The 21,807-nt window shown below is 70.0% G+C and carries 17 protein-coding genes; 9 read left to right on the top strand and 8 right to left on the bottom strand.

Annotated elements, in window-relative coordinates; all coding sequences use genetic code 11:
• The first annotated feature begins 136 nt into the window (after nt 1-136).
• The 3 genes from JQX13_RS53620 to JQX13_RS01260 all read left to right on the top strand — a co-directional run bounded on the left by JQX13_RS53620 (nt 137) and on the right by JQX13_RS01260 (nt 1,706).
• Nucleotides 137-667, top strand: coding sequence for a sensor histidine kinase (locus JQX13_RS53620; protein WP_343211061.1), 531 nt, complete (start codon nt 137-139; stop codon nt 665-667).
• Nucleotides 668-819: 152 nt separating this feature from the next.
• Nucleotides 820-1,263 carry a hypothetical protein gene (locus JQX13_RS01265; RefSeq protein WP_203407246.1) on the top strand — a complete coding sequence of 148 codons (444 nt, stop codon included), beginning with the start codon at nt 820-822 and terminating at the stop codon, nt 1,261-1,263.
• A gap of 89 nt (nt 1,264-1,352) precedes the next feature.
• Nucleotides 1,353-1,706, top strand: a complete 354-nt coding sequence (locus JQX13_RS01260; RefSeq protein ID WP_203407245.1) for a hypothetical protein — start codon at nt 1,353-1,355, stop codon at nt 1,704-1,706.
• Nucleotides 1,707-1,757: 51 nt separating this feature from the next.
• Here the strand turns inward: JQX13_RS01260 and JQX13_RS01255 are convergent, their stop codons facing one another.
• Complete coding sequence (locus tag JQX13_RS01255) at nt 1,758-3,317, bottom strand: ELWxxDGT repeat protein (protein ID WP_203407244.1); 1,560 nt, start codon at nt 3,315-3,317, stop codon at nt 1,758-1,760.
• A 277-nt stretch (nt 3,318-3,594) separates the two neighbouring features.
• On the opposite strand from JQX13_RS01255, the gene JQX13_RS01250 reads away from it, so the two are divergent.
• Nucleotides 3,595-4,071 (top strand): hypothetical protein, encoded by a 477-nt coding sequence (locus JQX13_RS01250; RefSeq protein ID WP_203407243.1) that lies wholly within the window; start codon nt 3,595-3,597, stop codon nt 4,069-4,071.
• A gap of 24 nt (nt 4,072-4,095) precedes the next feature.
• On the opposite strand, the gene JQX13_RS01245 is transcribed toward JQX13_RS01250, so the two are convergent.
• From JQX13_RS01245 to JQX13_RS01235, 3 genes are read right to left on the bottom strand one after another with little or no spacing between them, the layout of a single operon-like run.
• Nucleotides 4,096-6,423 carry a DUF3857 domain-containing protein gene (locus JQX13_RS01245; protein ID WP_203407242.1) on the bottom strand — a complete coding sequence of 776 codons (2,328 nt, stop codon included), beginning with the start codon at nt 6,421-6,423 and terminating at the stop codon, nt 4,096-4,098.
• Nucleotides 6,424-6,483: 60 nt separating this feature from the next.
• Nucleotides 6,484-6,948: a hypothetical protein gene (locus JQX13_RS01240; RefSeq protein ID WP_239014461.1), complete on the bottom strand. Its 465-nt coding sequence runs from the start codon at nt 6,946-6,948 to the stop codon at nt 6,484-6,486.
• 39 nt (nt 6,949-6,987) lie between these two features.
• Nucleotides 6,988-7,929 carry a hypothetical protein gene (locus tag JQX13_RS01235; RefSeq protein ID WP_239014460.1) on the bottom strand — a complete coding sequence of 314 codons (942 nt, stop codon included), beginning with the start codon at nt 7,927-7,929 and terminating at the stop codon, nt 6,988-6,990.
• A 189-nt stretch (nt 7,930-8,118) separates the two neighbouring features.
• On the opposite strand from JQX13_RS01235, the gene coaA reads away from it, so the two are divergent.
• Nucleotides 8,119-9,072 (top strand): type I pantothenate kinase, encoded by a 954-nt coding sequence (coaA, locus tag JQX13_RS01230; RefSeq protein ID WP_203407241.1) that lies wholly within the window; start codon nt 8,119-8,121, stop codon nt 9,070-9,072.
• 2 nt (nt 9,073-9,074) lie between these two features.
• On the opposite strand, the gene JQX13_RS01225 is transcribed toward coaA, so the two are convergent.
• Nucleotides 9,075-10,826, bottom strand: a complete 1,752-nt coding sequence (locus JQX13_RS01225) for an N-acyl-D-amino-acid deacylase family protein (protein WP_203407240.1) — start codon at nt 10,824-10,826, stop codon at nt 9,075-9,077.
• A gap of 168 nt (nt 10,827-10,994) precedes the next feature.
• On the opposite strand from JQX13_RS01225, the gene JQX13_RS01220 reads away from it, so the two are divergent.
• Nucleotides 10,995-13,457 carry a PAS domain-containing sensor histidine kinase gene (locus tag JQX13_RS01220; RefSeq protein WP_203407239.1) on the top strand — a complete coding sequence of 821 codons (2,463 nt, stop codon included), beginning with the start codon at nt 10,995-10,997 and terminating at the stop codon, nt 13,455-13,457.
• Between the two features lie 6 nt (nt 13,458-13,463).
• Here JQX13_RS01220 and argJ read toward each other — a convergent pair whose 3' ends face one another.
• Entirely contained in the window at nt 13,464-14,825 is a 1,362-nt protein-coding gene (gene argJ, locus JQX13_RS01215; RefSeq protein WP_239014459.1) for a bifunctional glutamate N-acetyltransferase/amino-acid acetyltransferase ArgJ, read from the bottom strand.
• A 244-nt stretch (nt 14,826-15,069) separates the two neighbouring features.
• Between argJ and JQX13_RS01210 the strand changes: the two genes are divergently transcribed.
• Nucleotides 15,070-15,381: a type II toxin-antitoxin system RelE family toxin gene (locus JQX13_RS01210; RefSeq protein WP_203407238.1), complete on the top strand. Its 312-nt coding sequence runs from the start codon at nt 15,070-15,072 to the stop codon at nt 15,379-15,381.
• Nucleotides 15,382-15,494: 113 nt separating this feature from the next.
• Nucleotides 15,495-17,582, top strand: coding sequence for a sensor histidine kinase (locus JQX13_RS01205; protein WP_239014458.1), 2,088 nt, complete (start codon nt 15,495-15,497; stop codon nt 17,580-17,582).
• Nucleotides 17,583-17,651: 69 nt separating this feature from the next.
• Here JQX13_RS01205 and JQX13_RS01200 read toward each other — a convergent pair whose 3' ends face one another.
• Nucleotides 17,652-18,197, bottom strand: coding sequence for a hypothetical protein (locus tag JQX13_RS01200; RefSeq protein ID WP_203407236.1), 546 nt, complete (start codon nt 18,195-18,197; stop codon nt 17,652-17,654).
• A gap of 112 nt (nt 18,198-18,309) precedes the next feature.
• On the opposite strand from JQX13_RS01200, the gene JQX13_RS01195 reads away from it, so the two are divergent.
• Nucleotides 18,310-20,553: a kinesin gene (locus JQX13_RS01195; protein WP_203411821.1), complete on the top strand. Its 2,244-nt coding sequence runs from the start codon at nt 18,310-18,312 to the stop codon at nt 20,551-20,553.
• A 10-nt stretch (nt 20,554-20,563) separates the two neighbouring features.
• On the opposite strand, the gene JQX13_RS01190 is transcribed toward JQX13_RS01195, so the two are convergent.
• The gene (locus tag JQX13_RS01190) at nt 20,564-21,682 is read right to left on the bottom strand and encodes an SGNH/GDSL hydrolase family protein (protein ID WP_203407235.1); all 1,119 of its coding nucleotides are present in this window, start codon (nt 21,680-21,682) and stop codon (nt 20,564-20,566) included.
• Nucleotides 21,683-21,807: the final 125 nt, after the last annotated feature.

The raw sequence follows: 21,807 nt of genomic DNA, 5'->3' as shown, positions 1-21,807 counted from the left end.
CGACTCCTCCCACCCTGAAGCCGGAGCCGCGCTCCTCCCGCGAACGCCGAGGCGCGGCGAGGGGCCCGGGCGCTCCGCGCTCCCTCCGCCCGCAATCCCTCCTGGGCTGCTGCTGTTCCTGCCTTCAGGAGGGGTCGTGGCCGGGTCACACCCAGAGGAGCAGGCACACGGCGGCCTGAGGCCGTCTTCGGGTCAGGGCACCCACGCGGGAGTGGAGGACTCGCTGCGGGAAATCCAGCAGGCCCTCCGCCGCCAGCGAAGGCTGGATGCGCTGCGCCGCGGGTTGAACTCGCCCGTGGTGGGGCGCTGGAACCGGCTACGTCTGGAGCAGGTGGTCGTCAACCTGCTGACCAATGCCATCAAGTACGGGCAGGGCCGGCCCATCACGTTGAAGCTCGAGGTGGATGAAAACCACGTGTGGATCACCGTGCGCGACGAGGGAATTGGCATCGCGCCGAGGGATCAGGAGCGCATCTTCGAGCGCTTCGAGCGGGCCGTGTCCGAGCAGCATTACGGCGGCTTCGGTCTGGGACTGTGGATCGTCCGGGAGATCGTCCACAGGCTGGGCGGCTCCGTCTCCGTGACCAGCAGGCAAGGCTCTGGCTCGGCCTTCACGGTGGAGCTGCCCCGTGGTCCGGTGCCGAACCCCGTCTCGCTGTTGCACTGAGGGGCGCTCCGTTTCGTGGGCGCGATCCCCATCCCGCATCCGGGATGGGCGGCGGACCGCATCGTCGGATGTGACGCTCGGAACGTTTTCCTCGTTGGAGTTGGCAGGGCGCCTGCACACGGGACGCCGCCATGACTCCACGAGCACCCTTCATGAAGCGCCTGTATGTCGTTCCCTTTCTCCTGCTCTCCGTCCTGGGTTGTGGTTCCGCCGGTGAGCGGTTCCTCGGCCGTTACGCGGTGACGGGGACCGCCCACTCCAGCATCCAGGAGCTCGGCAACCGCTCCTCCCAGGTTTCCGAGACCTTCCTCGTGTCGGAGGGGACGACATCGGAGCTCGTCCTCACCGATTCGGAGGGGAAGTGCTTCCTGCTCGCGGAGGTGGAGGGAGAGGTGGCGAGCCTCACACGGGGTGCCTCGTGCTCCTGGAGCGACAGCGGCGTCTCCTTCACCCTGACCCTCACGCACGGGACGTTCTCCCTCTCTGGCGGGAGCGGCCGGTTCGACATGGCCGGCACCGTGACGGCCACGGCGCGAGGGAAGATGTACACGGGCTCCTTCTTCCAGAACGCCACGATCACCCGGCTCGGGGAATAGGTGCCACGGGCCGGGCAGGACGCACTCTTCGTGTCCACATTCCCGGGGCCTTACGTGACCGGGACGATCCGGAATCGAGGAGATGCGGTATGGAGAACTTGACGCTTGGCTATGGATCGCTGCTGACGACACTCGGAGTGGGCGGGTTCCTCGCGACGGGGGCGCAACACAAGACGGCGCTCATCCCCGCGGGCTTCGGGACGGCCGCGCTCGGCCTGGGGCTGTTGGCGCGCCGCGGGTCCTCGCCGCGAGGGGTATTGGGGGGCTCGGCGCTCGTCGGGCTGCTTGGTTTCCTGGGGGCCGCCCGAGGACTCCGCGAGCTGCCCGCCCTGCTGCGCGGTGAGAAGGTCGAGCGGCCCATCGCGATCGTGTCCCAGTCCGTCATGGCGGGACTGTCCGCGGCGTACGCGTCGCTCTGCCTGCGCAGCCTGCTCGCCAGGTAGAGCCTGGAGGCCCGCGAGTCACTCGCGGGCCTCTTCTGGTTCCATCCGCCGTCAGGGCTGGAGCGACGCGTTCGCTCCGTCCTGCGAGTTCACCAGGGGGAGGAGCCACAGCTCGTTGCCGTGGACCGCGTCGTTGGCGACGAAGAAGACCTTCGAGCCCACGCGGGTGAAGTCCCGGGGGAACGAGGAGGTGGCACCCGGCGCGATGTCCCGTACCCGCCGCGTGCCGTTCTCCGTTCCGTCGCTCACCCAGGGCTCCAGACCGTTCGCGTCATCGCTCCCACTGAAGAGGACGCGGTCGTCCAGGGTGTACAGCGTGGAGCCGAACTCGTCGGACAGGCTCAGCGGGTGGTGCAGCAGCTTCGTGCCGGCGCTCGTCCCATCGCTCACCCAGAGCTGGGTATCGAGCGGAGCCGGGCCCATGCCCTGGAGGGACAGCGCGAGGAAGAGCTTCCCGTTCGCCACGGTGGAGGTGGTGACGGAGAGGGACGTGTCCGGATCGATGGAGGAATTGGGCAGCGGGGCGACGAACTTCACGTTGACGCCCGTGGCGTCGTTCCTCAGCCTGTACAGGCGCATCGAGCGGTTGGCCGTGTCCCTCGTCGTGAGGTACAGGTCGCAGCCGGCCGGCGCGAGGAGCTGCGGGAAGCTGCTGTCCGGGCCCGGCAGCAGGTCCGCGACGAGCGTCGTGCCCGCCTCGGTGCCGTCGGTCCTCCACAGCTCGGTCCCGTGCGAGGCCTCCGCCGCGGTGAAGAAGACGTGCTGGCCCACGGCGCGCAGGGAGAACGGGTTGGAGCTGTCGGGGCCGGGGACGATGTCCTTGACGAGCCCCGTACCGGCCTCGGTGCCATCGCTCTTCCACAGCTCGCTCCCGTGCGCCGCATCCGAGAGGGCGAAGAAGAGCGTGTTGCCCACGATGGCCTGCGAGAAGATCAGGGACGCGTCGGGCCCCAGATCCTTCACCATCACCGTACCGGTGTCGGTGCCATCACTCCGCCACAGCTCATTGCGCGCGGGGGTGGTGGTGGTGGCGGAGACATAGCGGAAGAAGAGCAGGGTGCTCCCCACGGCCTTCAGGTTGTACGCACCCGAGTCCTCCTGCCCCGGCGCGATGTCCTTCACCAGCCGGGTGCCCCCGGGGGTTCCATCGCTGACCCACAGCTCGCTGCCGTGCGTCTCGTCGTTCACCACGAAGAAGAGCCGCGTGCCCAGGGGCGTCAGCTGCGTCAGCGAGCTGGAGAAGATGGGCCCCGACAGCGGTGGGAACTGCTTGATCGGCGCGGTGCCCTCCGGGGTGCCGTCGCTCGTCCACAGCTCCCTGCGACCGTCCTCGAAGTTGGCGGCGAAGAAGAGCCTGCCGCGCAACTCCACCAGGTTCTCCGGATGGGGCCCGTACCACGCGGGCCCCGAGAGGGGAGGGAAGAGGTCCTTCACGAGCCGGGGGGTCCCCAACGCGGGGCGGTTCCCCTGCGCGGCGGCTTCTCCGTCCTCTTCCTCGGACGGTGAGCGAGCCTCCGGCCGTTCGTCTTCTTGAATTGCTTCCTCGGGGAGCTGCCCGCCACATCCCACCGTCAGCGAGCAGAGCAGTACCACGTGATGCCACGCACCCATCCCCTACCTCCATGCATTTGGTGATACCGGAGGGTGGGGCGACCAGGGCGGTTCGTCCAGTGCCCCCCCTGGAATGGGAATGCCCCTGGCTCTTGTTCGCATGCTCCGTCCCCGGGTGCGGAGCGATTCACTCCCGGGCATTTCCGAGGGCCCTCCCTGTCATTCCGCGACACGCGCGTCATACCCGGCGGGGTCCTCCGCTGCGCGCCCAGAGGGAGGACGGCCCGGCATGGAGTTTGCGAGCGCCTGGGGTGCTTTTTCGCTGGGAGGAACACCCATGACGAAGCCCCCTCGTCGTCTGCTGCTCTCCCTGATGGCCGTGTCGTGTCTCTGCGCCTGTGATCCTTCCTTCACCGTGCCGGTGGAGGTGACCGTCTCCCAGCGATTCCAGGCGGAGTGGGAGTCGGGCTTCCCGGCGGAAGTGGGCATCCTCTACACGACCCGGGTGGGCCTTCCGTCCTACACACGGGGCAGCCGGTTGGGCTACTTCTGCGAGGCCCCTTCCGCACCCGTGAAGTTCCTGACCACCCTGGACGAGCTGGGCTGTGTGCCGGAGGACCTGGAGGTGACGGTGTGGATCGCTCCGGCCCCCGGGCTCGCGCGGAGCCGGTGCGCGGAGCAGGGCGGCGGCGTGGTGGGCCAGGAGGGCACTCCCCTGGTGCCGGAGACCCTGCCCGAGCAGGGAGTGGTCAAGACCCTCCAGGTGAAGGCCCGGAGCTGTTCGAACGGGGAGACCGTGTTCCTCGACTTCTGAGGCACGCGCTTCCGGCCCTCCCGCTCAGTTGGGCCGCACGTCGAAGGACAGGAACTGGGGCGCGCGGCAGGTGGAGCACCGCACGCGCAGGACGGTGAGGGTCCGGCCATCGCTCCCCGTGTGCCGCAGTTGCTGGGCGTCCGGTACGGGCTCGAAGCTCCCGCCGCAGGAGCAGCGCTCCCCGCGGATATGCCGCTCGGCCTGATCCAGGCTCTCCACGATGAAGGGCGCCGGGCCCTCCTCGCGCACGCGCAGATGCCGCACGGGGCGGGGTGCGACGTTCCTCCGGGCCCTGCGCTCGCGCACGAGCCGGCGCAGGCGCTGGGGGAGGCGCAGCCCGAAGACACCCAGCAGCAGCAGGAACGTGGCGCTGATGGCGAGGCTGGTGGTCCGCGAGAGCGCCGCGGGATTGGACGCGGACGCGCTGGAGATGGCGCCGGGCGGCGCGGAGAAGGACAGGCCGAGGTGCGAGCGCATCTCTCCCATCGCCTCGACGTGCCGGGCCACCGCGTCCGGTGCCACCCGGTCCGCCAGGCTCCGGTACTCCACCTGGTAGACGAACCCGCTGAACTCGGGGAGCACGGACATCTCCAGGCGCGAGGCCGGACCCTCCACCGTGTGCTGCTCCGGGGCCACGCTCAACAGGGAGCCCGAGCGCACCTCCCAGCGCACGCGCAGGTGGCTGGGGTGGGCCACCGCCAGGGGGAAGGCACGGCCCTCGGTGTGGCGCGGGAGGGCGAGCTCTCCGCCGAGCTGGGCGACGGAGACGCTCAGTCCGCCACTGGCCCAGACATCCTCGAGCTTGTAGCGCTCCTCCAGCGTCACCGTGTTGGCGTCCTCGTCGTCCTGGACGCGCGGAGCGCCCTCGGATTGGAGCTTGGGGAAGAGGGGGCGGTAGCGCTCCAGGCCGCGGGTGGTGAGCTGCTCCTCGGACAGGCTCGCGAGCCACGAGCGCGCCTTGTCCGCCTCCGAGCGCGAGAGGCGGGTGGTGACGGCGAGCGTCCCGGTCCCATCGTCTTCCACGGAGAGCACATAGCGCACGTCCAGCTCCGGCTCTCCGGGAGCGGGCTCGGGGATGGACTCCAGGCCGGTGGTGCCGGGCGCGAGCACGAGCGCCTTCCCATAGGGGAGTGGGCGGCGCGCGCCGAGCCGGCCCCGCTGATGGGTGAGGGTGGCATCCACCCACTCGGTGCGCCCGGCGACCCGGGCGCGAACGATGGCGTGGTTGAAGGCGTAGGGGGAGGGCAGGAGGGAGGCCACGCCGCCCCGCCGGCGGGAGTGCACCAGGACGACGTCCGCGGGGATGTCCAGCGTGCGCAGCAGGGTGGCCAGCAGGAGCGCCTTGTCCTTGCAGTCGCCGAAGCGCTGGGCGAGCACCTGCCCCGGGGGATGGGGCTGGTGGGTGTTGGGGCCGAGCTCGATGCCCAGGTAGCGCACCTCGTCCTGGACGAAGCGCACGGCGGCGAGGAAGCGCGCCTCCTCGGTGGGAAGGGAGCGCCAGGACTTGGCCCGTGCCGTCACCTCGGGGGAGCCGGGCAGCCCCTCCTGCAGCGCGAGGCCCCAGGCGGCCACGTCCGCCCAGCTCTGGAAGCTGCTCACCTGGACATGGGGCCAGACCTCCACGTCGGCGGGGACGCCGTCCTCCTGGGTGATGGCGCGCACGTCCCTGCGCTCCCACCGGTACTCGCTCAGGCCGCCCACCTCGCGCACCGTGGGCTCGGCCGCCGCCGCGCCATGGGTCTTGAAGTGCAGCTTCAGGTCCGCCGGGGCGAGCAGCCGGTGGACGAGGTGTCCCGTGGGCACCGGGCCCACCAGGGAGATCGCGTCCAGGTGATGGCCGCGGAAGAGCGGATGGACGTCCTCCACCGTGTAGGACTCCTCGATGAGGTCGCCCACGCGCACGTCCTGGAGGAAGACGAGGGCGGTGCGCTCGTCGCTGTAGATGCCCATGTCCAGCGCGCGCTCCTGCTGGAGCAGCTTCACGTCCCCGGCGCGCAGCAGCTGGGTGCGCACGCCCTCGCGGGTGCGCCAGATGCCGTGCAGGCGCAGGCGCTGGTGGGTGTTGGAGAAGGTGACCCGGAGCTCGGAGCCCGTCTCCACGCCCCGGCTGCTGACCACGCGCCGCACCTGGCGCGAGAAGCGCTCCGTCCCCTCCGGCGAGACGCGGACCTGCTCCTCGGACAGCAGCAGGTGGAGGCCCGAGACGGCGTCCTCCGCGCGAAGTGCGCGCTCCCCATCCACCGCGGTGGGCTCCACCCAGGAAGGGGGCTCGGTCAGCACGAAACCGGCCTCGGCGCGGGCGGGCAGCGTGGCGAGCGCGGACAGCAGCAGCAGGAGTCTCGGGAGTGGCATGGCCGGGCCATCCTCCCAGGTGGGATCCCCGGGTGGGAAGTGCCCGGCACCCCCGCCGGCTCAGCGCGTGGGTTTCAACGTGGAGAGCGAGCGCTCCACCCGGGCCGAGCCGGGCCCGTAGTCACGCTCCGGCGCGGTGTAGAGGACGAGCACGAACCGGTCCTCGAGAGGAAGGAAGTACACGAGGGTCCGGGACGTGCCTTGCTGGAACTCGTAGCGCGCCACCGGCCCGGCGGGGAGCGTCCCCTGGGTGGCGTTCAGCCGCCTGCCGGGCACGGGGACTCCCGCGGCGCCCAGCACGTCCTCGGGGGGCGAATCGACCTTGGGGACGCCCTGTCCGGCGACCGAGCGCACCTCGAGGCCTCCGTCGAAGCGTGCCACGGCGGGTGGACCCGGCTCCTCGGTGCGCAGGGCCATGCCCGAGGGGGGCTCGTACTGGAGCCCGAGCGTGTGGGACTCCAGCTTGCGCGAGCAGGCCAGGGCACAGCACAGGAGCAGCCACGGGAGGAGCGCGGAGCGGTTCACACACGGGACTGTGCCACAGCCGGGGCCCGGGAGCCTGGCTCAGAAGAGGCAGAGGCCGCAGTCCAGGGCGCAGTGCCGGGTGCTGATTCCGAGGCCGCAGGACTCGGTGAACTGGCAGGTGCCGTCACCGCACCAATAGATGTCCTGGGGATGGATGCGGGTGGTGATGGCGGCGTAGGTGGTGCCTTTGTATGTGCAGTGCGTGTAGTACTTGTTCGTGGGGTCGGGCGTGCAGTTCGCGGCACAGCTTCCAATCCGGGTGATGGGCTCGCACGCGTTGCCGCTGCCCTGCCCGAGCGCGCAGATCCGCACGCTGCTCTCGTTCCAGGCCAGCGGCCGGGCATCGTGGCCGGAGAAGACGCCCTCGTGGATGAAGAGGTTGCCGAAGAAGCATCCCTCCCGCTGCCCGAACTCCTGGAGCTCCTCTGGCGGAGTGGGGATGGGCTGACCGTTCGCGTCGTTCCCCTGTACGGAGATGGCCACCTTCCGCCCGTACTTGTTGACGTGGGCGGCCAGACACGCGGAGATGAGCTGCTGCTCCAGCACCGTCGCGGGCATGCCGCTGGCCCAGTCCGGCGCCAGTCCCAGCGCCCCCTCCCACACGTAGACACCGCCGTTGTCGTCCTGGTAGGTGCGCGTCTCTCCAGCGGGTACGGCACAGGCGGTGATGTACTTCATGACCATCGCGGCCTGGGCGGGGTCCTGCTCGAACCAGGACGAGAAGCGCGCGTCGTTCAGCCCGTTGAAGGCGAGGCCGTTGAACGCCAGCCCGTTGAAGGCGAGGCCATTGAACGCCAGCCCGTTGAGCGCCTCGCCATTGGTGGATTCGAGCCCCTGGGACTGCGTTGCGGGCTCCTGGAGCTCGGCGGCTTCATCCACCGGCTCACACGCCGTGCTCGCCAGCAGCAGCGCCACCAGGTGCGGGCCGACTCCCAGGCATCGAAGGACATGGTGGCTCTTCCGGATCATCGTCGTTTGCATTCACTTCCCCCCCTGTGCGATGGGCCAAAAGCGCGCTTTCAAAGAAAATGCCGCTGTTTGTGCAATCCTGAAAAGGTCCCGCACTCCGTGTTCCGCCTGAACGTCACCCGGAGGATGTTTCGGACGTGAAGTGGCGGACGGTTCACGAGGATTCCGTTTGCCGCCGGACGCTTGGGTAGGATGGCCGCCATGTCCGTCCCCAAGCACCAGTCCGCGTCCATGTTCGTCGACTTCGAACGTGAGACGTGGAGGGCCCTGCGCGCCGCGACCCCGCTCCCCCTCACCGCGGAGGAGGTCGAGGGGTTGCGCGGGCTGGGGGAGCACCTGGACCTGGAGGAGGTGGCGGACGTCTACCTGCCGCTCTCCCGTCTGCTCAACCTGCACGTGTCGGCGACGCAGAGCCTCTGGGCGGCGCAGCAGGCGTTCCTCGGCGGCATCACCCAGAAGGTGCCGTTCATCATCGGCATCGCGGGCAGCGTCGCGGTGGGCAAGAGCACCACGGCGCGCATCCTCCAGGCGCTGCTCTCGCGGTGGCCGGATCACCCACACGTGGAGCTGGTCACCACGGACGGGTTCCTCTTCCCCAACCGCGTGCTCACCGAGCGCGGCATCATGCACCGCAAGGGCTTTCCGGAGAGCTACGACCGGCGCGCCCTGGTGCGCTTCCTCGCCGAGCTCAAGGCCGGACGCGCCGAGGTGACCGCGCCCGTCTACTCACACCTCGTCTACGACATCGTCCCCGACCAGGTGGTGACGATCCGCCGGCCGGACATCCTCATCCTGGAGGGGCTCAACGTGCTGCAGACGGGGCCGGTGGAGGGCGGGAAGCTGCCGCACACCTTCCTCTCGGACTTCTTCGACTTCTCCCTCTACGTGGACGCGCACGAGCAGGACATCCGCCGCTGGTACGTGGACCGCTTCCTGCGCCTGCGGCAGACGGCGTTCCGTGACGAGCGCTCCTTCTTCCGGCGCTTCGCCGAGCTCACCGAGGAGCAGGCCATCGCCCGCGCCGAGTCCGTGTGGGGGGAGATCAACGGGCCGAACCTGGCGCAGAACATCGCGCCCACGCGCTCCCGGGCGCGGCTCATCCTCGTGAAGGGGTCCGATCACAAGGTGCGCCGCGTCCGCATGCGCAAGCTCTGACTTCACACGCGCAGCACCCGCCCGAAGCCGCGCTCCCGGCCCAGCTCCGGTTGGAGCGCGCCGCCATGCACCGCGAGCCGGCCGTTGATGAGCACCGTCTCCACCGCGCCACCGTTCTGGTTCACCAGCCGCGCGAAGCCGTCGAAGCCCTCCATCGTGGATTCCCGGGGCACGTCCAGCCCGGCGCCGAGCCGCTCCGGGTCCATCACCACCACATCGGCCCTGCGGCCCGGCGCGAGCGTCCCGGCGTCCAGCCCGAGCCAGTCGGCGAGCTCCCCGGTGAGCCGGTGCACCGCGCGCTCCATGGACATCACCGGCTCGCCGCGCTTCTCCGCCTCGCGCACCAGCCGCAGCATCCGCAGCGGGAAGTTGTAGTGCGCCATGTTGCGCAGGTGCGCCCCCGCATCCGAGAAGCCGATGAGCACGTCCGGGTGGCTCACGATGGACTCCAGCTCGCGCGGCCGATCATTGGCCATCACCGTGTACCAGCGCAGCTCCGGGCCATGGCGCGCCACCAGGTCCAGGAAGGTGTCCACCACGTCCTGCCCCCGCTCCCGGGCGATGTCCGCGAACGAGCGCCCCACCAGCGATGGATCCGGCGCCTTCAATATCCGGGACTGGTTGAAGTCCCGGTGGAACACCTTGGGCAGCAGCCGGCTCTTCCACTGCCGCTTGAAGCGGGCCCGGTACTTCGGGTCCTCCAGCAGGCGCTTGCGCTCCGCCGCATCCTGCAGGTGCAGCGCCGCCGCTCCCGCGCCGAACTCCTCGAAGACCACCAGGTCGATGCCGTCCGACCACAGATCGAAGATCTCCGGCAGCGCCTGCCAGCGGAAGTCCGCCTTCAAGAGCCGGTTGAAGAAGCGGGACAGCAGGCCGACCTGCCAGTGAATGCCCCGGTTGGCGCGGCTGTCCATCATGGAGATGACCGTCGTCTTCAACGGCTGGCGCAGCAGCCCCACGCTCTCCCAGAGGAAGAGGAAGACGTTCACCTTGGTGGTGATGTTGGGCACGCCCTGGAAGACGCGGCCCCGCTCGCGGAGGATGCGCGTGAAGCGGCGGTACTCGGACCAGCTCGCGAAGGTGGAGGGCAGGGGTTGGCTGCGGATGGCGCGGCTGCCTCCAATCTTGTCCCACTTCAGCGTCATGATGGAGAGGCCGGCGTAGCCCTCGTCGAGCCCCTCGCGCAGCAGGGTCTCCATCCGGGCCAGTTCCTCGGAGGAGGGCTTCACCGTGCGGTCCAGGCTGCGCTCCAGTCCCATCACATGGGCGCGGATGGCCGAGTGGCCCACGAAGGAGCCCACGTTGGGGCCCAGCGGCATCCCATCCAGGTGCGCGAGGTACTCGCCGTGCGTCTCCCAGTCCTTCTTGCGCTCGAGCAGCGAGCGCACGGTGTCATAGGGGATGGCCTCCACCCGGCAGAACTGATCGGCGAGATCCTCGGGGGTGCCCACCGCGAGGCTGAGCGAGCAGCTCCCCACCATCACCGAGGTGACACCGTGGCGCACGGATTCGGAGAGCGAGGGCGCCAGCTCCACCTCGGCGTCATAGTGGGTGTGCAGGTCGATGAAGCCGGGCATCACCCAGCGGTCCGTGGCGTCGATGACGCGCGCCCCGGGCCCGTGCGGCAGCGGCGACTCGCTGACGGCGGAGATCCGTCCATCGCGGATGCCCAGGTGCCGCACGCGCGGAGGGCTGCCCCGCCCGTCGAAGAAGAGGCCATTGGCGATGATGAGCTCGTACGGCGAAGCAGTCATGGGGCCCTCCAGGTGGGGTCGCAACGCCGAACCCTAACCTCGTTCAAGGGGGGAGGGGCTCGTGGCCCCGCCGTGTTGACCAGGGGTGGACCTTGCCACCGGGGGGCAGGCGTCCCTGGGACGGCATCCGGGCAGGGTGTGCATCTTTCCATTTCGAGGAGGGTGCCCGTGGGAGCAGAGGACGGCCACACTCCAGTGGGAATTGCCCACCTGGAGCAGGCGGCACAGCAGGCCCAGATGGGGCGGTATGGCGCGCTGGCGAGCCTGGGGCAGCTCGCCTTGCAGGGACTCTCCCTGACGAGCCTCGTGCGTGAGGCGCTCGCCCAGATCCTCGAATCCCTGGAGCTGTCCCAGGGCGTGTTGCTGGAGCACCTCGCCGGGGGCCGTTTCCAGTGTGTGGCCAGCTTCGGAGCCTCCCTGGAGCCCGGTCGAATCCTGGAGCCGTCGGAGCTCGGCGGGTGGCGGACGCTCCTCGCGACGCGCTCCCTCACCGCGGAGGTCTTTGGCCAAGAGGCGCGGGTCCCTCTCACGCCGCTCGGGACGGGCGCGCGAGGGATTCTGGTCCGGCTGCCGGATGCCCTGGGGGAGACCGTGGCCCTGCTGGCTCTCGCGGTGTACCCGGAGCGGCGCCTCGACGTGGATACCATCTCCTTTCTCCAGGCCGTCGCCCACATCCTCGGAGCGGCCATCACCCGCGAGCGCCAGGAGCGGACGCGACGGGAGGAGGTGGCCCGGCTCGAGGCACTCCTCGAGCGCTCACCCCTGGTCATCTGCCTGAAGGGGCCGGACGGACGCTATGCCTATGTGAATCGCCGGTTCGCCGCCTACCTGCGCAGGTCCGTGGACGAGGTGCTCGGACGCACCGACGAGGAGCTCTTCCCCTCGGACATGGCTCGGAGGTTGCGCGCCCATGACGACGAGGTGCGGGCCTCGGGCGAGGCGCGGGAGCTCGAGGAGGAGCTCGAGCTGCCCGAGGGAGCCCTGTTCTTCCTGGTGGAGCGCTTCCCGCTTCACGACCCGAGCGGTGGGCCGGCGGTCCTCGGACTGATGGCCACCGATATCTCCGGCCTGAAGCGGGCCGAACGGGAGCTGCGGCGCGTCGAGGCGGAACTGCGCCAGATGGTGGATGGGCTCCACGATCAAGGCATCATCATGTTGGACGCGGAGGGCCGGGTGGCGAGCTGGAGCCGCGGCGCGGAGCGGCTCAAGGGCTACCGGACGGAGGAGATCATTGGCCGCTCGGTGACCTTCATCCATGAGGGCGAGCTCTCTCATCCCGGCATGGTGCGCGAGATGCTGGCGCAAGCCGCGGAGGATGGCCGCGCCGAGTTCGAGAGCTGGTGCATCCGCAAGGACGGCACGCGGTTCCTCTCCGAGGATACGGTGTTCCCGCTGTGGTCACGAGACGGCGAGGTCCGGGGGTTCTCGGTGGTGAGCCGGGACGTCACCGAGCGCCACCTGTCGCGGACGCGGCTGGAGCGCAGCGAGGCGCGCTACCGACTGGTGAGCCGCGCCACGCGCGAGTCCATCTGGGAATGGGAGCTCCTCCAGAACCGGATGGAGTGGGGCGAGCAGGCGCTGGGACGGTTGGGGTACGCCGAGGAAGAGGACGCCAGTCATCCGAGCTGGTGGGAGGCGCGCATCCACCCGGCGGACCGGGAGGAGGTGCTGGCGGGGCTGGTGCATGTGCTCGAGGACGGAGAGGAGCGCTGGAGCGCCGAGTTCCGCTTCCTGCGAGGGGATGGCAGCTACGCCTGGGTGAGGTCCCAGGGCTATGTGGTGCGCGAGGACGGTCGGCCGGTGCGGCTCATCGGAGCCATGGCGGACATCACCCGCCGGCGGCGGGCCGAGGAGGCGCGGAGCCGCCTCTACCTGGAGGCTCAGGAGGCCATCCGCCTGCGTGACGAGTTCCTCTCGGTGGCCTCGCACGAGCTGAAGACTCCCATCACCCCCCTCCAGCTCCACCTGCAGACGCTGCGCGTGCTGGCCTCGAAGGGGAGCGCCGCCTTCGCCGCCGAGCGGGTCACGCGCAAGCTCGAGCTCGCCGAACACCAGGTGCGGCGGCTGGCCCGGCTCGTCGATGATCTGCTCGACATCTCCCGGCTCAACTCCGGGCGGATGGAGCTGCGCTTCGAGACCGTCGACGTGGCCCGCCTGGTGCGCGAGCTGTTGGAAAGGCAGCGGACAGCGCTCCAGAACAGTGGCTCGGAGGTGCGGCTCCAACTCCGGGATGCGCGCATGGCCCGGGTGGACCCGATGCGGTTGGAGCAGATCCTCACCCACCTGCTCGCCAACGCGGCGAAGTACGGGCGGGGCAAACCCATCGATGTCACGCTCGAAGGGGACGAGGCCGGGTACTGCATCCGGATCCGCGACCGGGGCATTGGCATCGCACCGGAGGACCAGCAGCGCATCTTCGAGCGCTTCGAGCGTGCCGCCTCCGAGCGCCACTATGGGGGGCTCGGCCTGGGGCTGTGGATCGTCCGGCGGATCGCGATGCACCTCGGGGGCTCCATCGAGGTCCGGAGCCAGCCGGGAGAGGGCGCCACCTTCGAGGTACGCCTGCCGCGTTTCCCGCTCGAGGCGCGCCCCACCGGTGAGCCGGACGCACCGATACCGATGATGACGTGAGCGCGTTCAGCTGCGGTAGTCCGCGTTCTCGCTGATGTACTCGTGGCTCCGGTCCGCGCCGAGCACCGTGCTGGCCGCCGGGCCGGTGCCGAGGTCCACTTCGATCTCCACCGCGCGCTCGTGCGGAGGGAACGACACCGGCGGGCGGAAGGTGAGCCCGTCCGCCGGCGGCACGCTCGCGTAGAGCTCGGCGCCCTTCATGTGGGCCACCAGCGCCTTCTCGGCCTCGTTGTCGAGCCGGAAGGCTCCGTGCTCGAGGATGACCCGGCTTCCCAGGCGCAGGGTGCAGCGCGAGAGGTCCACCTCGGGGTGGTGCGCTCCCACGTACTTGCCGATGGCCGCCACCAGCCGGCCCACGTTCGGATCGTTCCCGTTCACCGCGCACTGGAACAGCGGCGAGTTCACCACCGACTTGCCGATGCCCCGCGCCACCTCCTCGCTCGGCGCCCCCCTAACCCGCACGCGCATGACGTGGTGCACGCCCTCGCCGTTGCGCACGATGTCCTCGGCCAGGTCCGCGCACACCCGCTCCAGCGCGGCCTCGAACTCCGGGAGGCTCGGGCAGGGCACCTTCCTCGACGACAGCAGCGCCACCGAGTCCGACGTACTCGTGTCGCTGTCCACGCTGATGCAGCCGAAGGTCCTCTGCGTCACCGCGTGCAGCGTGGTGCGCAGGGCCTCGCGCGGCACGTCCACGTCCGTCATCAGGAAGACGAGCATGGTCGCCAGGTTGGGCTCGATCATCCCCGCCCCCTTGGCGATCCCCACGATGCTCCCGCTCCCCACCGTGGCCCGGCGCACCTTGGGGTACAGGTCCGTCGTCATGATGCCCTCGGCGGCGGGCATCACCGAGCCCGTGTCGAGCGCGGAGACCGCCTGGGGCACCGCCTCCACCATCGCGTCCACCGGCAGGCGCCAGCCGATGACGCCCGTCGAGCAGGGCAGCACGTGCGAGGCGCTCAGCCCCAGCTTCCCCGCCACCGCCGCGCACAGCCGCTCGGAGGCCTCGACGCCTCCTGGCGCGCACACGTTGCTCACCTTGTTGTTCACCACCACCGCGCCCAGCGTGGGCTCCTTCAGCCGCTCGCGCCCGATGAGCACCGGCGCTCCCGGGAAGGCGTTCCGGGTGAACAGCGCCGCGAACGACGGCGTCGGCTCGTCGAGCACGATGAGTGTCAGGTTCATCTTCGCGGGCTTCGCCACCTCGACGGGCATGAACTCGAGGCTCGTGCGTCCGACGCGGAAGCCGCGCGGAAGGGCGGACTGGCCCTCCAGCCAGTTCCGGTGGGCCTCGGCGGACGGGAAGGTCAGGTTCGTGCTGGGAATGGCGGTACCTCGTGGCGAGGGGGATGGCGCTTGGTGCCGCAATCCCGCGCGCGAATCAATGACGGAAACCCGGCGCCGGTGGGGGGACGTGGCACCGGAAGCCTCCGTTTCTCACCGCCAGTGCGGCTCAGCCCGTTCGCCGAGAACCTCTGAAACATCTTCCGTCCACCCCCTGTAAGAGCTTCCGTTCGTCAGTGAACGCTGCTCGTAAGTGGTTGATCTCTCGAAGATGTACGTTGGCCTGTTTTGTGCTCAAAATACGAGAAGACCCCAACCGCGACGTTTCATGCACCGTTCCGTCTACACCGTCGACATCAGCCCTCCCGCGTGGACCCAGCTCGCCCATCTGACGCTGGAGACCTACCGCCGTATCCGCGAGGAGCTGGATGCCGTCGCAGTCTCCCTCACGCAGCAGGGGCACCGCGCCGGGCCCAGCGCCAGGCCCAACAAGGTGAAGACGGACGAGCAGGCTCCCCCCAAGCTGTCGGTGGTGGTCGATGACGCCGTCGTCCTCTACGACGTGGACCATTCGAGCCGGCGGGTGCTGCTGCTCGAGGTGGAGCGTCGTCTCCCCCGGAAGCTCTCGCCAGGGGAGTGACGCCTGCCGGGCCGTCTACCCGGCGGGCGCAGGGGCAACGGAGCCCGTGCGCGTCTCCGCCTCCGGTACAGGGTTTGCGTTCACATCCTTGGGATATGGCCACGCATGAGCCAGTGACCGAAGCCGAGGGGCGGCTCCGCCTCTGTGACTTCATCCGGGCGCAGCGCACCGTGATCCTGGAGGACTGGGAGCGCGCGGTGCGGCGGATTCCCTCTGCCCGGCAGCTCGATTCCCCCCAGCTGCTCAACCACCTGCCGCTCCTGTTGGATCGGGTGGCGAGCCTGGTGGAGGACGTCCACACCGGCGAGCGGGGCTCGCTGGAGGAGTTGCCGGAGATCCACGCGCTGCAGCGGCTGGACGTGGGGGCGGACCTGGAGCAGGTGACGAACGAGTTCGCCCTGCTGCGCGCCAGTGTCCTGCGGCTCTACGGGCGGTACCTGGGAGGGCACGGCGCGGGTGACGTGGAGCTGCTGCTGCGGGAGGTGGAGCGCTTCGACACGCTATTCGACGAGGCCGTGTCCATCGCCGTCTCCCGCTATACGCGGGCCCGGGAGCGCCTGCTGGTGGCGTTGGATCGCATCTCCGAGGCGGCGCTCGGCACGGAGGACCTGGACTCCTTCCTGGAGCGGCTGCTGCGCGTGGCGCTGGAGACGACCGAGGCGGTGGACTCCGTCACTCTGTTGTTGCGCGAGGGCGACGCGCTCCGGACGAGGGCCTCGGTGGGCCTGGTGCTGGGCGGGGACCTCGCCGGGAAGATCGCCGCCGAGCGGCGGCCACTGGAGGTGCGCTCGGTCCAGCTGCTCCAGGAGCGGGGGACGCGAGCCCTCTACGGGGTGCCGCTCATCGCCGGGGAGGAGCTGCTCGGCGTGGCCCTCATGGGCAGCACCACCGCCTTCGAGTTCTCCAACGAGGACAAGCTCCTCTTCCGGGCGATGGTGGGGCGGGCCACGGCCCTGCTGGTGCAGACCCGGCTCGCCACCCGCGAGCGCGAGGCGCGGGAGGAGACGCGGACGCGCGACGAGCTGCTGCGCCTCTTCAACGCCGAGGCCGAGCGGCAGTCCGAGACGCTCGCGCTGCTGGACGCGCTGCTGTCCACCGCGCCCATCGGCCTGTCCTTCGTGGACCAGGCGCTGCGCTACGTGCGCCTCAACCGCATGCTCGCGGACATCCACGGCGTGCCCATGGAGCGGGCGCTGGGGCGCACCGTGCGCGAGGTGCTCCCCGACGAGGAAACCAACGCCCTGGAGCCCCTGCTGCGCCAGGTCTTCCAGACGGGCAAGCCCCTGCGGGACGTGGAGCTGACCCTCTCCTCGAAGGTGGACGCGGGCCGGCCCCACCACTTCCTGGTGAGCATCTACCCGGTGCGGGACAGGCGGGACGAGGTGCACTGGGTGGGCATGGTGGTGGTGGACATCACCGAGCGCCAGCGCACCGAGGCGGAGCTGCGCCGGGCGGCGGAGTTCCGCGAGCGCTTCCTGGGCATCGTCTCGCATGACCTGCGCAACCCGCTCAACGCCATCCTCCTGTCCGCCACCACGCTGATGTGCTCCGAGGATCTGCCCGCGCGCCACCTCAAGGCCGTGCGCCGCGTCGTCACCAGCACCGAGCGCATGGCGCGGATGATCGGCGAGCTGCTGGACTTCACGCGTGGGCGGCTGGGGGGAGGCATTCCCGTGTCACCCCAGCCGATGAACCTCCGCCACCTCGTCCGGCACGTGATGGAGGAGCTGGAGGCCGGCCACCCCGGGCGCGAGCTGCACCTGGAGGCGGAGGGCGACTTCCAGGGGGCGTGGGATCCGGATCGGCTCGCCCAGGTGGTGGGCAACCTGGGGAAGAACGCGCTCGACTACAGCCCCGAGGAGACGCCCGTGCGCTTCACGCTGCGCGACGAGGGAGAGAGCGTCGTCCTGGAGGTGAACAACGGGGGGACACCCATTCCGGCCGAGCAGCTCGCCACCATCTTCGAGCCCTTCCGGCGGCTCACCCGGGCGAGCCCGCACCCGGCCTCGGGCCTGGGACTGGGCCTCTACATCATCGAGAGCATCGTCCGCGGCCACGGGGGCACCATCTCGGTGCGCTCCAGTGCGGAGGAGGGCACCACCTTCACCGTGAGGCTCCCCCGGCACGCGGTGCGCGCTGACTTGTCCGCGGCCATTTCCCCTCTCCCCTCGGGAGAGGGACGGGGTGAGGGTATCGGGTGAACCCGGGTTGAACCCACTGTCCACACCGTGGGCCACGGGTTGAATCGAAGAGGAGCAGGTCGCGTGGGCCTACGGCGTGGTCTGGCCCGCGACGCTCGGGGTGCTGGGAGCGCCAGGCGCGCCGGGCGCGGTGGCCGGGGGGGCGAGCTCCTCGGGCTCGAGCGGCGCCGGGGAGATGGCTCCGTCCTGCGTCACGACCCACGAGTTGTAGCGCTTCTCGCTGACCTCGCGCAGCTTGCCCTCCTCGTAGCAGACGACGTGCAGGACGAAGGACTCCACCTTGATGCTGGGGCGGCCGTACTGGAAGCACTCCTGGTTGCCGCGGCGCTCCTTGCTGGTGGGCTGGCCGAGGATGCCCGAGACGTCCTGGGGCGACATCCCCTTGCGCACCGTCCGCAGGCCCCACGTCGTCTCCACGCGGATGGGCGTGGCCTCCTGCTCGAGGGACACCGTCCAGATGCCGAGCCCGATGAGGAGCAGCAGGGCCGCGGGGTAGAGGAGGATGCGAGGGTTGAAACGGACGCGCTGCTGCTCCGTGTAGGCGCGGAAGATGGGCTTCTGCTGACCCTGGCCCATCGCGATCGACCCCATCTGCTGCTGCTCTGGCTGGCTCACACCCTGTGACATGCCCCGCGAGGACGCTGGATGCAAGCAGGTCGAGGCCTGAAGCGGGCAGGCGAGCGGATGGACTGTCAGCTGGGCGGGGAGCTGTGCTCTCTTGCGTGACATGTCGCGCCCTCTCATCTATCGCCGCTATGGCGGCTCCCTCCAGGTCTCCATCCCCTCCTTCGATGTGCTCGTGGAGGCCATCCGGATTCCAGAAACCCAGTGGCTCGCCACCGCCTGCCCGCTCGAAGGGCTCAACTGTGATCGCCGCTTCCTCGAGCTCCTCGATGCCGACCACAACGGACGCATCCGGGTCGCCGAGCTGCGCGCCGCCGTCGAGCACACGGCGAAGCTGCTGAAGTCCCACCAGGGCGCGGACGCGGCGAGCGACGTGCTCGTGCTGGACGCGCTCTCCGAGGAAGGCGCGAAGCTCCGGGACGTGGCGGGCATCCTGCTGGGGACGCTGAAGGCCGAGGATCGGACACGCCTTTCGCTGGAGCAGGTGCGCGCCAGCGAGAAGGCGCTGCGCGAGGCGGGGCAGAACGGGGACGGCATCGTCGCCCCGGCCTTCCTGCCCGAGCCGCTGCGTCCCCTGGCCGAGAGGCTCATGGCCAGCTTCCCCGAGGTGAAGAACCGGGCGGGGCAGGCGGGCGTGGACCTGCCGATGCTCCAGCGCTTCCGCGAGGAGCGGAGCGCGCTGTTGACGCACCTGGCCGGGAAGGAGTCGGTGCTCGTGTGGGGGGCGCAGAGCGTGGAGCGCGCGCGGCGCATCCAGGAGATCCGCGCGCTGCTGGACACGTACTTCCTGCAGTGCCGGCTCGTGGCGGCCCAGCCCGAGGCGGTCACGAGCCTCAAGCTGGAAGCGGGAAGGGTGCAGGGGGCGCTCGGAGACACCCAGGCGCTGGCGCGGGTGGTGTCGGAGCTGCCCGTCGCGCCTCCCGAGCCTGGAGGCGCGCTGCGTTGGTCCCGGCTGTACCGGGGCCAGGCGTTCGAGAAGCTCGATGCCTTCCGGAAGGACGTGGCCGTGCCCATCACCGCGGACATGGCGACGCTCGGGGACGCCACCTGGCGGGAGATGTGCACGAGGGCCGATGCCATCCTGGCGTGGCAGGCGAGGCTGGATGCGAGCCCCCTGCATGGGTGGGTGGAGGGACTGGCGGACATCCCCGAGTCCGCGCTCGACGGCCTGGAGGCGGCGTGCCGGGCGGACCTGGCGTTGAAGGACAAGCTGGACGCGGTGGTCGAGCTGGAGCGGTTGATCCTCTACCAGCGCTGGCTGCTGACGTTCGCCAACAACTTCATCAGCATGCCGGACCTGTACCAGACGAAGCGGCGCGCGCTGATGGAGAAGGGGACGCTCATCCTGGGGGGCCGCCGGTACAGGCTGTCGGTGCTGGTGACGAACCGGGCGGCGCACTCCGCGCTGACGAGCCAGGGGACGACCTGCACCCTCTACGTGCAGGTGGCGTCGAAGGATGGCGGTGAGAGCTACGAGGTGGCCGTGCCCGCCACGCGTGGCCGGAGTGGTGGCCTCGCGGTGGGCAAGCGCGGCGTGTTCTACGACGTGGAGGGCCGCGAGTTCGACGCCGTGGTGACGCAGGTCGTCCGCCAGCCCGTGTCGCTGTGGGAGGCGATGACGATGCCGTTCGAGCGGATCGGCCAGTTCATCTCCAAGAAGATCGAGGGGATGGCGGCGGCCGGGGAGAAGACGCTCGATGCGTCGCTGGAGAAGGGCTACGCGCACGGCTCCACGGTCGCGGCCACGGCGGCGACGGCTCCAGCCACACCGGCTCCGGCGGCTCCCGCGGCTTCCCCGGCGGCGGGGCCGGGTGGCTTCATCGCGGCCACGGGCATCGCGTTCGCGGCGGTGGGCTCGTCACTCGCGTTCATCGTGACGCAGGTGAAGTCGCTGACGCTCTTCGATGTCCTCTCGGCGTCCATCATTGTCGCCGCCCTGGTGATGCTGCCATCGGGCCTGCTGGGGTGGCTCAAGCTGCGCAAGCGCAACCTGGCGCTGCTGCTGGAGGGCTCGGGCTGGGCGCTCAATGACAGGCTGATGCTCACGAGCGACCTGGCGGCCCTCATCACCCGGAGGCCGAGGCTGCCGAAGAACGCCACCGTGGACCGGACGGACATGTTGCGCTCGGCCCTCGTGAAGGTGCGCGAGGATGACGAGGAAGAGGAGCGCTCGCCGGGTCTCCGGGTGGGCATCACGCTCCTCCTCCTCTTCGTCGTGCTCTGGCAGTTCCGTGAGCCGCTGATGCGCGAGGCCTGTAAGCGGCAGTGGCTGCCCGGCAGCACGTGCGAGGCCGTGCTGTCACCGGGCGCTTCTCCGGCGGTGCCGCCCACGCAGCCGAATCCGTGAGACGCTGGCGCTATTTCCAGCCGAGCAACCCGCGGAGATAGAGCGTCATCTGCTCGGCCACGCGCTGGTGCGTCTTGCGGCTGGGGTGCCAGGTGCAGCCGAAGCCCTCGTCCTCGAGTCTGGGAGGGACCTCGACGAAGTGCACGCGGGCATCGCCGGCCTGGCGCAGGGTCTCCACCACGCCGGAGATCATGGCTCGGGCGTGGGTGCGCGCCTTGACGTCCTTGGGATGGCTGTCGCTGAGGCTGGAGCCCAGGACGCAGACGATGTGGGCACCGGGGTAGTGGCCGCGGATGCCCTCCACGAGGGAGCGGTAGGCGTCGCGGAAGCGCTCCTCGCCGGGGTGCTCCTTCCAGAAGTCATTGGAGCCGAGCTGGATGACCACCGCGTCGGGCACCCATGACGTGAAGTCCCAGCGGCTGTCCTCGCGATGGGGGAGGGTGCGCTCGTAGAGCTGGGGCAGGAGGGGAGTGGGGTCGTTGGCGTAATTGACGGCCACGCCCTTACCGGAGAAGGCGACGATGGAGGCCTCGGCGCCGAGCGCCTGCGCGGTGAGTGAGGCCCAGGTGCGGGAGTTGCGCTGGGTCTCCGCGTTGAAGCTGCAGAACTCGTTCTTGCCCTCGATGCCGAAGCCGGTGAGTCCCGAGTCTCCGACGAACTCGATGCGGCGCCTGGGCCCCGGAGGCGCGGGCAGCACTCGGGCCCCTGGGTCCAGCTCGAGCCCGAGGACCTGGGTCTCTCCGACGACGGGCTCGGTCTCCTTCTCCAGGCGCAGCACGTGCTCGCCCTTGGGGAGACCTTCGGCGATGCGGTAGAGCATGCGCCCCTCGCCCACGTAGAGGTCGCGGAAGGGCGAGCCATCCACGCTGAAGCGAAAGCGATTGGGTGCGTGCTCCTCGACCTTGGGCAGGTCGAGCAGGCGCAGGCCGAGGGACGTGCCGGTGAAGCGCACGGTCAGGGACGTGCCACCCCAGGAGAGACGAGGCCCCTGTGGGTCTTCCCGGTCCACGCGGCCACCGAAGCGCAACTCCGGGGCCTGGGGGGAGACCTGGACGGGGACAGTGCGACAGCCACTGAGTGCGGCCAGGGCCACCAGCATTCCCATCAACTTCCAATGCGTACGTCTCATCCCCCTCATCCTACTGCATGCTCCCTCTCCCTCTGGGAGAGGGCGGGGGGTGAGGGTCGTCGTCACCCGCGTGCCACCCTTGGTTCCCATTCAGGAACACGGGAAGGGAATACCCTCACCCTGAC

The organism is Archangium violaceum (assembly GCF_016859125.1).
GTDB lineage: Bacteria > Myxococcota > Myxococcia > Myxococcales > Myxococcaceae > Archangium > Archangium violaceum_A.
The sequence above is the reverse complement of the archived record's forward strand: the minus strand, read 5'-3'. Positions and strand labels throughout refer to the sequence as shown.

Bases quoted from the DNA above. Each gene is read 5' to 3' on its own strand.
- JQX13_RS01225 (WP_203407240.1), bottom strand. From the start codon at position 10,826: ATGACTGCTTCGCCGTACGAGCTCATCATCGCCAATGGCCTCTTCTTC.
- JQX13_RS01260 (WP_203407245.1), top strand. From the start codon at position 1,353: ATGGAGAACTTGACGCTTGGCTATGGATCGCTGCTGACGACACTCGGA.
- JQX13_RS01265 (WP_203407246.1), top strand. From the start codon at position 820: ATGAAGCGCCTGTATGTCGTTCCCTTTCTCCTGCTCTCCGTCCTGGGT.
- JQX13_RS01195 (WP_203411821.1), top strand. From the start codon at position 18,310: ATGTCGCGCCCTCTCATCTATCGCCGCTATGGCGGCTCCCTCCAGGTC.
- JQX13_RS01190 (WP_203407235.1), bottom strand. From the start codon at position 21,682: ATGAGACGTACGCATTGGAAGTTGATGGGAATGCTGGTGGCCCTGGCC.
- JQX13_RS01210 (WP_203407238.1), top strand. From the start codon at position 15,070: ATGCACCGTTCCGTCTACACCGTCGACATCAGCCCTCCCGCGTGGACC.
- JQX13_RS01235 (WP_239014460.1), bottom strand. From the start codon at position 7,929: ATGCAAACGACGATGATCCGGAAGAGCCACCATGTCCTTCGATGCCTG.
- JQX13_RS01250 (WP_203407243.1), top strand. From the start codon at position 3,595: ATGACGAAGCCCCCTCGTCGTCTGCTGCTCTCCCTGATGGCCGTGTCG.
- coaA (WP_203407241.1), top strand. From the start codon at position 8,119: ATGTCCGTCCCCAAGCACCAGTCCGCGTCCATGTTCGTCGACTTCGAA.
- JQX13_RS01245 (WP_203407242.1), bottom strand. From the start codon at position 6,423: ATGCCACTCCCGAGACTCCTGCTGCTGCTGTCCGCGCTCGCCACGCTG.
- JQX13_RS01255 (WP_203407244.1), bottom strand. From the start codon at position 3,317: ATGGGTGCGTGGCATCACGTGGTACTGCTCTGCTCGCTGACGGTGGGA.